The following is a 12,011-nucleotide window of genomic DNA, read 5'->3' as shown; positions in this document are numbered from 1 at the left end:
ACAACAGACGAAGGAGGTCATGCATTTGGACATATTTTTAGTTGTGCTCGTATTATTAACGATTATTGCGATTTCTAATATCGTGAACCGGTTTATTCCGTTTATTCCGGTGCCGCTGATTCAAGTGGCTCTTGGGATTCTTGCCGCCTCATTTCCACAGGGACTTCATTTTGAATTAAACACCGAATTGTTTTTTGTTCTGTTTATCGCGCCTCTGCTATTTAATGATGGAAAGAGGACACCGCGGGCAGAGCTTTGGAATTTAAGGGCTCCGATTTTATTGCTTGCACTCGGCCTTGTATTTGCGACTGTGATTGTAGGCGGCTACACGATTCACTGGATGATTCCTGCTATTCCGCTGGCAGCGGCCTTTGGTCTTGCGGCCATTCTTTCACCGACTGATGTCGTCGCTGTCAGCGCATTATCAGGAAGAGTGAAAATGCCAAAAGGGATTCTTCGCCTGCTGGAAGGTGAGGGGCTGATGAATGACGCATCAGGTCTGGTGGCCTTTAAGTTTGCGATTGCAGCGGCAGTGACTGGTGCATTTTCATTAGCACAAGCGGCTGTCAGCTTTGTCTTTATTTCTCTCGGAGGCTTGCTGTGCGGGGTTGTCATTTCATTTTTGATTATTCGTTTTCGCCTACTTCTGCGCCGCCTTGGCATGCAGGATGTCACGATGCATATGCTGATTCAAATTCTGACGCCGTTTGTGATTTATTTGGCAGCTGAAGAAATCGGCGTTTCCGGCATTTTAGCTGTTGTGGCTGGCGGTATTACCCATGCGGTTGAGCAGGATCGTCTGGAATCAACGATGATCAAGCTGCAAATCGTCTCCTCAAGTACGTGGAACATTATTTTATTTATTTTGAACGGCTTGGTCTTCGTTATTCTCGGCACGCAAATCCCTGATGTTATTTCTGTTATCTTTAACGACACTGCCATCAGCAACATGAAGGTGATCGGCTATATCCTAGTCATCACATTTACGTTAATGCTCCTCAGATTCCTGTGGGTGCTGTTCTTCTGGAACGGCAATTGGTTCTTTAATAAAGATCAGAACATCTATAAACCGGGTCTTCGTTCGACGCTGTTAATTTCGATTTCCGGTGTGCGTGGAGCAGTAACGCTTGCGGGTTCTTTTTCCATTCCGTATTTCCTGGAGGACGGCACGCCGTTTCCGGAAAGAAATCTGATTCTCTTTTTAGCAGCCGGCGTCATTTTATGCACGCTTGTTATTGCCACCGTTGTGCTGCCGATTCTGACTGAAAAAGAAGAAGAGGACGAGGAACGAAACAAGAAGCTGCTGACGGCGAGACGCAAATTGATCAAAACAGCCCTTCAAACGATTAAAGAGGACATGAATGAGACAAACAAAACGGCCTCTCTTGCGGTGATAGCTGAATACAATGAGAAAATGAAAAATCTTCGTTTTCAGCAGTATACATCATCTAATCGCATTAAGAAGCACGAGCGAAAAGTCCGTGCGCAGGGGGTTAAGGCTGAGCAAGAGGCGCTGATGAAAATGCTGGAGCGGGGAGACATCCCGGAAGAAACAGCAAATGTGCTGCAAGAACGATTTAACGAGTTGGAAATTTTGTATGCCAACCCGTTTAAAGTCGGATTATCAAAAACAAGGCTCAAAAGGCTGATGTATTGGATTTTCTTCGGTGAACATAAAAAGCCGGAGATGTCGATTTTAAATGAAGCGGGATTGATACGGGCAACAAGAGTGAAAACGGCAAAAGCAGCGATAGAATATCTGGAAAAACATAAGACGGAAGAGCATAAAGAAGTGTTTTTATCTGTCATTACATTCTATAAGCAGTTAATTTTCAGGCTGGAGCACAGCCATCATGAGTTAAAATCAAGTGCCCATTTTGAAAATCAGAAGCTGGAAGTGAAGCTGAAGGCTGTGCAGGCGATCAGAAATGAAATTCAAACGCTCTTTGAGGAGAGGGAAATTTCCCGGGACATTTCCCATGAGCTTCGCCAATACATTAATGATGTCGAAGCCGCCATGCTTGAAGGCGGCGAATAAATGCAGCAAAAAAGCTGGTGCGTTAGAGCGCCAGCTTTTTTTATATTAAGGGCGATGAAATGCGACAGTGCTGCCATCCCGGTCGAACCAGCCTCTGAAGGCCCAGTTGATCCAGCCGCCATCGCCTTTGTTTGTAAAGGTTCCGTCTTCAAATACCCAAATGCCATACGTAATGCCGTCGTAAACGGCTGAGCCGTAAAATTGCACACCGTTCAAATGATCTTCATATTCCTGGCTTAAATTAAAAACCATGACATTATATTTTTGGCCGGATGCGTAGAAGGAAGACTCCATAAGGTTTTTCACAAACCCATCCCTGTTCTGTGCGGATTTGATAGCATCAGCGATCTGGTTGGCAATTCCAAGTACATCCAGGTTGACGTTTAAACCTACATCAGCGGCAGTTGTTCCAGCAGTAGTTGTCTGCGACATCTTCGGAGCAGGATTTTCTTCAGCGGAAGCAAAGGACAAAGGGGCAATTGTCAAAGCGGCACCAAGAGCAAGTGTCATTGGGATACGAATACGTTTCAAGTTGTTTCCTCCTTTGTTTTCATTTGGTTACACTACACGCATACCCTGCTCAATGTATTTGTAATCTCAATATTGTTAAAATAGGAAAAAAATAGTGTTTGAATTTGCCTGTGCTGTGAAAAAAGAAGCAAAAAGAGGGTCTTAAGCGTATTATTGGTATCGGCTGAGAGGAATGTGAGATAATATAGACGCTTACATTTCAGTGAAAGGGTGGATGTTCAAGTGCCAACAAGTTTAAAAGATACTGTAAAGTTACATAACGGAGTTGAAATGCCTTGGTTCGGTCTGGGTGTTTTTAAAGTAGAAAATGGTAATGAAGCGACTGAATCAGTGAAAGCGGCAATTAAAAATGGCTATCGCAGTATTGATACAGCAGCGATCTACAAAAATGAAGAAGGCGTTGGCATCGGGATTAAAGAATCCGGTGTGGCAAGAGAAGAGCTCTTCATCACATCAAAAGTGTGGAATGAAGATCAAGGCTACGAAACAACGCTTGCTGCCTTTGAAAAAAGCCTGGAAAGATTGCAGCTTGATTACTTAGATTTATATTTGATCCATTGGCCTGGCAAAGATAAATATAAAGATACATGGCGTGCGCTTGAAAAGCTGTACAAGGACGGCAAAATCCGCGCGATCGGCGTCAGCAACTTCCAAGTACATCATTTAGAAGAGCTGTTGAAAGATGCTGAAATCAAACCGATGGTGAACCAAGTTGAATTTCACCCTCGCTTGACGCAAAAAGAATTAAGAGATTACTGCAAAGCGCAAGGCATTCAGCTGGAAGCGTGGTCTCCGCTCATGCAGGGACAGCTTTTGGATAACGAAGTACTGACACAGATTGCTGAAAAACACAATAAATCTGTGGCTCAAGTGATTTTGCGCTGGGATCTGCAGCATGAAGTTGTAACCATTCCAAAATCCATTAAAGAACACCGTATCATCGAAAACGCTGATATTTTTGATTTCGAATTGTCTCAAGAAGACATGGACAAAATTGACGCATTAAATAAAGATGAGCGTGTCGGCCCAAATCCTGATGAGCTTCTGTTTTAATCAAAAAACTCCCCGTTGCGGGGAGTTTTTTTAGTGCGTTTTTTTCTGTTGAATGAAAAACAGCATCAAAAAGGAAATGACAACAATACAGACGACCCACGCCCAGGCAAGGGTATTGTTGCCGGAATCCAATGCGACATATATCGCCGTCGGCAGTGTTTGCGTAACACCGGGGATGTTCCCTGCAAACATGAGTGTTGCGCCAAATTCTCCGAGCGCCCGCGCAAGGCTGAGGATGCTTCCGGTCAGCAATGAAGGATAGGCAAGCGGGACGGAGATATGGATAAACACTTTCCATCTGCTTGCGCCGTCTACCATTGCCGCACCTTGTATATCGGGGTCAATGTCAGCAAATCCGGTTTTGGCTGATTGATACATGAGCGGAAAGGCTACAACAGCCGAGGCGATCACAGCGGCCCACCAGGTGAAAATGACAGGCTGCTGGAAGATCCACTCGATGGCTTGTCCGATGAAGCTGTGCTTTCCGAAAATGACGATCAAAATAAAACCGACAACAGTAGGCGGAAGAACGAGCGGAAGCATAAAACATGTTTCGAGTGCCGTTTTTCCGAAAAATGATGCACGTGACATCCATGCTCCAGCAAGTGTTCCGAGAATAATGACAACAATTCCGGCAACTGCCGCCACCTGAAAGGAAAGCGCAACGGGTGTGAAAAATTCTGAAGCGCTTATGCTACTCGGCAGTAAAGCCATATTTCTCAAATACTTTCATTGCTTCATCAGATTGCAGGTATTCGTAAAATTCCTTCGCTTCCTTACGGTGTTTTGTATCTTTTACGATTCCTAACGGATAGACAATTGGGCTGTGAGTATCTGCTTTTGCCTCGTCAATAATGTTGACCTTTTTCGAGACCAGGGCATCTGTTTTATAAACAATACCTGCGTCTACATTGCCGGTTTCAACATAAGAAAGAACTTGGCGAACGTCTTTTCCATACACAATTTTATCCTTCACTTTGTCCCATAAAGACAGCTTTGTCAGTGATTCTTTCCCATAAGCTCCTGCCGGTACGGATTCCGGAGTGCCAAGGGCAATTTTTTCTGATCCAGCCAGATTGCTGAAGCTTGTCACAGGTGAATCTCCGTTTTTCGGTACGACCAGCACAATTTCATTACCGACTAATTCAGTGCTGTCTTTTTTTGCGATATCTCCATCATCTATCAGCTTTTTAAATTTATCCTCAGCAGCTGAGAAGAACAGATCTGCTCCTGCTCCTTGAGAAATCTGTTTTTGCAAGGCGCCGGATGAGCCATAGTTATCTTGGATGGTAATATTTTGATGATCTTTTTCATAATTTTTTTGGATTTCCTCAAGTGCATCCTGCGCGCTGGCCGCAGCTGAGATGGTTAACGTTACTTTTTTCTCGCTGTCAGTTGAAGACTGGTTTGAAGAACAGCCTGCTGCAAGCAGAAAAGCGGTTAAGGCTGCGATGAAAATAGAATACTTCTTAAACATGATTGCACCCCTTATCATTAGATATAACTAATTATAACTGATTATGTTTGGTTTATGTGGGTTTTTTTACATTCGACGAAAAGGTATAATAAAATAGGAGAGTGATGATGATGAATGAAACCTCTTCCTATACGATAGAAGAAGTTGCAGGTCTGCTGAAGGTATCAAAGCTGACCGTTTATGATTTGATTAAAAAAGGCGTGCTGCCTGCTTACCGTGTCGGAAGGCAGATGCGTGTGGATGAAGAAGATTTAAAGCAATATAAAACGAATATGAGAATGTCTCAGCCTATCGCTGCAACAGAAGCGCCGAAACAGATGCAGGAGGCTGAGCCGGACGGCAGACCCAATGTCATGATCAGCGGACAGGACATTTCGATGGATCTCCTCAGCAAGCATTTGGAGAATGCCATTCAGGAGACGCCGCTCCGTAAATACAAAGGAAGCTTAAACAGCCTGATTGATATGTATCAAGGAAAGTGTGACATTGTCAGCCTCCATTTGTACGATGCTGAAACGGGCCAGTATAACGCGCCTTATGTAAAACGGATTTTGACAGGTGAACCGTTTTGTCTCATCAATGTCGTTCTTCGCAAAGCAGGACTGTATGTGCAAAAAGGGAATCCGAAAAACATTCAAGGCTGGAAAGACTTGAAAAGAGCCGATATCCGAATCATCAACAGGGAAAAGGGTTCTGGCGCAAGGGTGCTCCTTGATGAACAGCTTGGCTTGCTTGGTGTGAATCCGGCTGATGTAGGGGGATATGGCGATATCGTGACTGATCATTACGCTGTCGCTTCACAAGTTTCAAGCGGACAGGCTGACGCGGGAATCGGGGCACAGCACGCGGCACATATGGGCAGTGTTGATTTTATCCCGCTCATCGACGAACAATATGATATCGTCGTTTTGAAAAAACATGAGCAGCTGCTGAAGGCCGTGAAGGAGATTTTGAATTCTGAGGACTACAAGGCGAATTTGTCTCAATTAAACGGCTATGAAACGAAGCTGACTGGCAAGGTGATGTTGGAAACGTAAAAAATCCCTCTTGATAGAGGGATTTTTTCATTCGGAAAACCTGAGCAGGTCACCATTTAAAATTTTATCAGAGAGAGAAAGCTCTTCGTTTGCTTTCTCCTTGTAAGGGAGGCACGCATCCTGATCTTCCAGCACTTTACCTGTTTTTTGGCTATAGCACGTGTTCTTTGTGTATATATAATCGTTCGTAATAAAGCTGCCGTTTCGCAGAACGGCGAATGGGGTGCGGTCGCCCGACAGCAAATCATTGCCGAATTGGATATCGCCTTTTGTCTCAACGCCGAGCAAATGCATCAGCGTCGGCCTGACGTCGACCTGTCCCCCGGCATCAGGGATGGTTTCCGGCTTTTGATCGGTGATTCCCGGGATATGTATGATAAACGGCACCCGCTGGAGCTGAACGTTGTCATACGGTGTGATTTCGTCTTTCCCTAAAAACTCAGCCATTGCCTCGTTATGGGCTTCAGAAATGCCGTAATGATCTCCCATAAATACGATCATCGAATTTTCGTATAAGCCTTCGTCTTTCAGTTTTTGGATAAAATGCTTCAATGCTTCATCCTCATAGCGAACCGTGGTCACATAGCGGTTTAACAGATCACTGCTTGAATCGAATTCATCTATCAGCTGATCCTTTTCATCAATCTCAAACGGAAAATGATTCGTTAACGTGATAAAACTGCTGTAGAACGGCTGCGGCAGGCTTTTCAGCTTTTCGGCGGACTGCTCTAAAAATTCTTTGTCTTTTAAGCCCCAGCTTGTCGATGTCCCGGGAGTGACATGAAAATCATCAACATCAAAAAAGCGGTCAATGCCAAACGTATAGTACATGACATCTCTGTTCCAAAATGTTTTATGGTTAGCATGAAAGACGGCTGAATAATAATCGTGCTGTTTCAGCGATTTATACATCGTATGAAATTGATGGTCGCTTTTCGTGAAAAAGACGGCGCCGCTAAGGGAAGGATACAGTGAGTTAGCGACGATAAATTCTGAATCTGATGTTTTGCCTTGTTCTGTTTGCTGATAGAAATGATCAAAGGAATAGCTTTTTTTAATGAGATCATTCATAAATGGGGTAATTTCTTTTCCATTTACTTTTTCATTCAGAACAAAGCTTTGGGTCGACTCAAGTGTTACAAAGATGACATTGCGCCCCTTTGCAAGACCGAATTTGCTTTGATCAGGCTTGCTGTAATCAGCCTCTGTGTAGTTTTTAATGGCAGTTATACTGTCTTCATCGGCAAAAGCTTTCGCGCTGATATTAACAGTCTGAGAAATTGTATCGTAAATATGGAACTGAAACAGACCGATGCTTTTGACTAGCATTTCCCGGTCAAAAGAATGTGCCAAAAGCTTCGGCTGCTGTACTTCTGCAAGTGCCAGTGTGCATAAAAGCATGCCGCAGGAAGCTGCATAGTACCGTTTGATCGTGCGGGGAGCGGCTTTTGTCTGTGGGTGTTTGGTTTTTCTGGCGAACAGCAGCAGAAAAACCAAGTCCACAAACAGGGCGATAAACAGAGGATGGAACAGTTCTTTTACACTGCTGCCCATATCGCTCATGTTGCTGGCCTGAAATAAAACCGGAATGGTAATAAAATCGATATAAAAGCCGTAAAAAATCGTATTGGAGATCAAGATGACAGTCAGAACCAGATTGGCAATCAGCAAAAAGGCCCGCTGCTTGTTTCCTTTCAGAAGCAGGCCGATCCCGAATAAAGGAAGAATAAAGCTGAGCGGGTTGACCAGCAGCATTAGCTCCTCCAACAGAGTATCGATTTGCAAATCAAAGCCGAGTTTATATATCACATACGTTTTGATCCACATAAATAAGATCGAAAAACATAAAAACCGCTGATTGTGAAAAAAGGTTCCTTTCATCAATATGACTCCTCACGTTTTCTTGATCATCTGCATGAAATGCTTCTTAAGTAAAACCTACTAAAAACAGCCGGTTCAGACAAGTCTCAGCACTCATGTTTAAAACATGCGCCCATGAAACAGCATATAAAAGTAGTAACATGAAGCAAGGGTCAGGCCGGCTAGCACGAGCTGCTCAGAAAAACTGCCTGTCTTCATATATAATGGAAGCCGAACGCGGATCGTTGAAGGGAATAATAATTTGATTCCGTTCACCGTCCAAGCGTCAAGAATCAAGTGGCTCGCCATTCCGATCATCAGGCCGGCTGATATGTTTTTATCTGGAATGTATGTAGAAGTGATAAAAAACATGATGAGCATAAACAGTAAGCTGTGTGTAAAGGTACGATGGCCAAAAACGGAGCTGACCACTTTCGATAAAATAGGAAATTTTCTCCCAATTTTGCTTTGTGTGTGGCAGATATCGGGTATTAATGCTCCAACCGCGCCTGACGCAGCCATAAGCACTGGATCAAATCCATAATAATAAGCCGCTGCCGTACAAGAAGCGATGCCTCCCATGATGTGTGTTTTTCCTGTCATTTGCCGCTTCTCCTTTTATCTTTTGCAAAAAATCTCTGAATTACAAATATATCAAGAGAATGTATGTTTGATCAACAGGACTTTGGACGATAAAAAATATCCCGCATAATTTTTCAGGAAAGAGGCATCTTAAACATGTACCTATTTTTTAAAAGAGGTGATACGAATGGGTTTCTTTAATAAAGATAAAGGAAAACGTTCCGAAAAAGAAAAAAACGTAATCCAAGGAGCTCTTGAAGATGCTGGTTCAGCTCTAAAAGATGATCCGCTTCAAGAAGCTGTGCAAAAAAAGAAAAATAATCGATAACCACATGCGGATAGGGCTTGGCTCTATCCGTATTTTCCATCTGTTCCCTTTGACAGATCATCCTTTCTTTGATAACCTTCTGGGAGTAACTGAATAATTAAATCCTCACTCTTTCTCAGTGAGGTAGAGGTTGCGCGGATGATGAGTCACACATGCCAGGCTGACAGGGGCTGTTAAACATGTGTAAAAGGCATCAGCGCCGAAGTGTGGAGAAAGCCGATCCTTCTCTATGCTGGGACTGTATCTGAATAAGTGCAGGACTGCCGCGTGCTTTTTCGCGGAGGGCTATCCGGAGATCAAGGGTGTGTGTTTCTTTAAGCATGGACTTTTGTTCAGGCTTTTTTTGCGTTTATATGATCTCGGGGTCTGGTCCGTACAAAGAATCATGGAGGTACTGGAATGGAACAGACAAAAAAATGGGGTTTTTGGTTATTAACGGCGTTTGTCGTTGGAAATATGGTTGGATCAGGAATTTTCTCCTTGCCGAGCTCGCTTGCTTCAATTGCGAGTCCGTTTGGAGCTACGTCCGCCTGGCTTTTGACAGGTGCCGGCGTGCTGATGATTGCACTTGTGTTCGGACACTTGTCCATTCGCAAGCCTGAACTGACAGCGGGACCGCAAAGTTATGCAAGAGCGCTGTTTTCTGACCCGAAAAAAGGCAACGCTGCCGGTTTCACAATGGTGTGGGGCTACTGGGTGGCGAGCTGGATCAGTAACGTGGCGATCATCACAAGTCTCGCCGGTTACTTGACTTCGTTCTTCCCGATCTTGGTTGATAAACGTGAGATGTTTTCGATCGGCGGGCAAGAGGTGACACTCGGCCAATTACTGACGTTTGCCGTATGTACGATCTTGTTATGGGGAACGCACGCGATTCTTGTTGCCAGCATTAACGGCGCAAGTAAATTAAACTTTGTCACAACGCTTTCTAAAGTATTAGGTTTTGTCTTCTTTATCGTTGCCGGTTTGTTTGTGTTTCAAACGACATTATTCGGTCATTTTTATTTCCCGGTTCAAGGAGAAAACGGCACAAGCATTGGAATTGGCGGCCAGGTTCATAACGCCGCGATTTCTACACTGTGGGCGTTTGTCGGAATTGAATCCGCGGTGATCCTGTCCGGCCGTGCGCGCTCTCAGCGTGATGTGAAACGTGCGACAATTACCGGCTTGCTGATTGCTTTGAGCATATATATTATTGTGACTTTAATTACGATGGGTGTTCTGCCGCATGATAAGCTTGTCGGCTCTGAAAAACCATTTGTTGATGTACTCTATGCGATTGTTGGAAACGCGGGAAGCGTGATTATGGCGCTTTTGGCTATCCTTTGTTTATTCGGAACGATGCTCGGCTGGATTTTGCTTGGCTCTGAGGTGCCATACCAAGCCGCTAAAGCAGGAGATTTCCCGGCATTTTTTGCAAAAACGAATAAAAAGGGAAGTCCGGTCATTGCACTCATTATTACAAACGTCATGTCACAGGTCTTCATTTTCTCGGTTATTTCCCGGACAATAAGTGACGCATTTACATTTTTAACGACAGCGGCTACACTTGCATATTTAATTCCGTATCTGGTATCTGCAATCTACAGCTTGAAGCTAGTCATCAAAGGTGAAACGTATGACCAGCTGAAAGGCTCCCGTGTAAGAGACGGATTGATCGCGATACTAGCGTGTGCATACTCCGTGTTTGTTATCGTAACAGGCACAGCAGATTTAACGACATTTATCCTCGGCATCGGTTTATTCTTTGTCGGCTTGATCGTTTATCCATTTGTGAGTAAAAAGTTCCAGAAAGAAAAACAAGCATAATGAAAAGACACCTGATTTGCTCAGGTGTCTTTTTTATAAAATCACAATTTCTCCTGTTAGGAATCCGTTCGTTAACCTAGCTGACAGGAAAGCTGAAATCGAAAGAAAAACCTTAAGGCACAATCGAATATGCAAAAAACGTTTTTCAGTCTCTCCAGCATAAAAAAACTGATCGCGATGAGGAGGCAGCTTAATATGAATGGCTCAAAGAAAATATCCGATATGATTCAAATTGAGCCGTTCTTATAAATCAGCAAAAGAGCCGCGGGCAGGCGGCTCTTTTGTTTATTTAGTCAAGCTTTCCGTAATAAACTTCAGTTGGCCTTCTAATGAAATCGGGTCTGTGAAATAGAAGCCAATCGGATCCATCTTGTAGACATGGCCATTTTTAACGGCGTTCAGGTTCTTCCAAATGGAGCTGTCAAATACGCCGCCATCATCACCGCCTGATTGCCATGGACCCGCGAAAATGTAATCCCCGGCGAAGTCAGGGAGCTTCTCTAGTGAAATACTTGTATAACCTGGCCCCTGGTCAATGGCTTTTTCTTTTGTCAGCTTTGTAGCCTGCAGGCCGAGGTCTTTGTAAATAATGCTTCCGCCTCTTCCAAAGTCTTTACCGAATACGTAAATGTCTTTTCCGTTCGTTTGCATAATGGAAATGGTTTTGTCACCGACCGCTTTTTTGATTTTTGTTTTAGCTGCCGCAACTTTTTTATCCCACTCAGCCAGCCATTTTTCAGCTTTATCTTCAGTTCCTGTCATTTTTGCAAATTCTTTCAGCTGTTCGATGTTGTCGAGCTTATCGTATTTTACTGCGACAGTCGGCGCAATTTTTTCAAGCTTTTTAATATCAGCGCCCTGTGTTGTCCAGACGATAATCAGGTCAGGGTTCAAATCAATGACCTTTTCAACCGAAGTGCCGTCTCCGATGTTTTCGACGCCGTCGGTTTTTCCTTTGTAGTAAGGGTTTTTAAATACATTCTCAGGCGCACCGACAACGTTGATGCCGAGTGTTTTGAAGTAGCCGTAATAGCCGTCTGCCATGACAACCACCCGTTTAGGATGCTTTGGGATTTTTACATTTCCGTTTTCAGCCTTGTATGTAAAGGTTTCTGCGCCTTTTGAATCAGAGGCAGAACCTTTGCTTTCTGAGTTATTCCCGCAGGCTGCCAGCGCTGCAATCAATAACAGGGCAAAAAACGCGGCTCCGAGTTTCTTGTATATATGTGTCATATCTCATACCTTCTTTCTAAAAGATAGATGAAAAAGAGAATCATTATCATCTGTGATTATACC

11 protein-coding genes and 1 riboswitch are annotated in these 12,011 nt (G+C 43.9%); of the genes, 5 read left to right on the top strand and 6 right to left on the bottom strand.

Annotated features, from left to right (window positions below):
* Positions 1-25 precede the first annotated feature (25 nt).
* The gene (locus AC0OMU_RS17830) at positions 26-2,038 is read left to right on the top strand and encodes a Na+/H+ antiporter (RefSeq protein ID WP_474241384.1); all 2,013 of its coding nucleotides are present in this window, start codon (positions 26-28) and stop codon (positions 2,036-2,038) included.
* A gap of 45 nt (positions 2,039-2,083) precedes the next feature.
* Here AC0OMU_RS17830 and yvgO read toward each other — a convergent pair whose 3' ends face one another.
* The gene (gene yvgO, locus AC0OMU_RS17825) at positions 2,084-2,569 is read right to left on the bottom strand and encodes a stress response protein YvgO (protein ID WP_003243913.1); all 486 of its coding nucleotides are present in this window, start codon (positions 2,567-2,569) and stop codon (positions 2,084-2,086) included.
* A gap of 222 nt (positions 2,570-2,791) precedes the next feature.
* Here yvgO and pgoN point away from each other — a divergent pair, with 222 nt between their 5' ends.
* On the top strand, positions 2,792-3,622 hold the full coding sequence (gene pgoN, locus AC0OMU_RS17820; protein WP_015483687.1) for a glyoxal/methylglyoxal reductase: 831 nt from the start codon (positions 2,792-2,794) through the stop codon (positions 3,620-3,622).
* A gap of 30 nt (positions 3,623-3,652) precedes the next feature.
* Here pgoN and modB read toward each other — a convergent pair whose 3' ends face one another.
* Positions 3,653-4,345, bottom strand: a complete 693-nt coding sequence (modB, locus tag AC0OMU_RS17815; protein WP_121517036.1) for a molybdate ABC transporter permease subunit — start codon at positions 4,343-4,345, stop codon at positions 3,653-3,655.
* Positions 4,317-5,099 carry a molybdate ABC transporter substrate-binding protein gene (modA, locus tag AC0OMU_RS17810; protein WP_047183173.1) on the bottom strand — a complete coding sequence of 261 codons (783 nt, stop codon included), beginning with the start codon at positions 5,097-5,099 and terminating at the stop codon, positions 4,317-4,319. Before modA ends, modB begins: the two co-directional genes overlap by 29 nt.
* 110 nt (positions 5,100-5,209) lie before the next feature.
* Here modA and AC0OMU_RS17805 point away from each other — a divergent pair, with 110 nt between their 5' ends.
* Positions 5,210-6,136, top strand: coding sequence for a substrate-binding domain-containing protein (locus AC0OMU_RS17805; RefSeq protein ID WP_474241586.1), 927 nt, complete (start codon positions 5,210-5,212; stop codon positions 6,134-6,136).
* 27 nt (positions 6,137-6,163) lie between these two features.
* On the opposite strand, the gene AC0OMU_RS17800 is transcribed toward AC0OMU_RS17805, so the two are convergent.
* Together AC0OMU_RS17800 and AC0OMU_RS17795 are read right to left on the bottom strand one after the other, a co-directional pair.
* Positions 6,164-8,017: an LTA synthase family protein gene (locus tag AC0OMU_RS17800; RefSeq protein WP_474241383.1), complete on the bottom strand. Its 1,854-nt coding sequence runs from the start codon at positions 8,015-8,017 to the stop codon at positions 6,164-6,166.
* A 99-nt stretch (positions 8,018-8,116) separates the two neighbouring features.
* Positions 8,117-8,599, bottom strand: a complete 483-nt coding sequence (locus AC0OMU_RS17795) for a metal-dependent hydrolase (RefSeq protein ID WP_003228444.1) — start codon at positions 8,597-8,599, stop codon at positions 8,117-8,119.
* Positions 8,600-8,765: 166 nt separating this feature from the next.
* Here AC0OMU_RS17795 and sspJ point away from each other — a divergent pair, with 166 nt between their 5' ends.
* Together sspJ and AC0OMU_RS17785 are read left to right on the top strand one after the other, a co-directional pair.
* Complete coding sequence (sspJ, locus tag AC0OMU_RS17790) at positions 8,766-8,906, top strand: small acid-soluble spore protein SspJ (protein ID WP_003221612.1); 141 nt, start codon at positions 8,766-8,768, stop codon at positions 8,904-8,906.
* Between the two features lie 116 nt (positions 8,907-9,022).
* A riboswitch (Lysine riboswitch) is annotated at positions 9,023-9,202 on the top strand.
* A 103-nt stretch (positions 9,203-9,305) separates the two neighbouring features.
* Complete coding sequence (locus AC0OMU_RS17785) at positions 9,306-10,715, top strand: amino acid permease (RefSeq protein WP_015384628.1); 1,410 nt, start codon at positions 9,306-9,308, stop codon at positions 10,713-10,715.
* A gap of 285 nt (positions 10,716-11,000) precedes the next feature.
* On the opposite strand, the gene AC0OMU_RS17780 is transcribed toward AC0OMU_RS17785, so the two are convergent.
* Positions 11,001-11,948 (bottom strand): iron-hydroxamate ABC transporter substrate-binding protein, encoded by a 948-nt coding sequence (locus AC0OMU_RS17780; RefSeq protein WP_063334649.1) that lies wholly within the window; start codon positions 11,946-11,948, stop codon positions 11,001-11,003.
* Positions 11,949-12,011: the final 63 nt, after the last annotated feature.

The sequence above is a fragment of the Bacillus sp. FAU18 genome (assembly GCF_056033885.1).
Note: the sequence above shows the minus strand (reverse complement) of the source record. Positions and strands in the feature narration are given on the sequence as shown.

Excerpts from the sequence above, each read along its gene's own strand:
- AC0OMU_RS17795 (WP_003228444.1), bottom strand. The coding sequence starts at position 8,599 with ATGACAGGAAAAACACACATCATGGGAGGCATCGCTTCTTGTACGGCA.
- AC0OMU_RS17805 (WP_474241586.1), top strand. The coding sequence starts at position 5,210 with ATGAATGAAACCTCTTCCTATACGATAGAAGAAGTTGCAGGTCTGCTG.
- AC0OMU_RS17800 (WP_474241383.1), bottom strand. The coding sequence starts at position 8,017 with ATGAAAGGAACCTTTTTTCACAATCAGCGGTTTTTATGTTTTTCGATC.
- AC0OMU_RS17780 (WP_063334649.1), bottom strand. The coding sequence starts at position 11,948 with ATGACACATATATACAAGAAACTCGGAGCCGCGTTTTTTGCCCTGTTA.
- modA (WP_047183173.1), bottom strand. The coding sequence starts at position 5,099 with ATGTTTAAGAAGTATTCTATTTTCATCGCAGCCTTAACCGCTTTTCTG.
- sspJ (WP_003221612.1), top strand. The coding sequence starts at position 8,766 with ATGGGTTTCTTTAATAAAGATAAAGGAAAACGTTCCGAAAAAGAAAAA.
- AC0OMU_RS17785 (WP_015384628.1), top strand. The coding sequence starts at position 9,306 with ATGGAACAGACAAAAAAATGGGGTTTTTGGTTATTAACGGCGTTTGTC.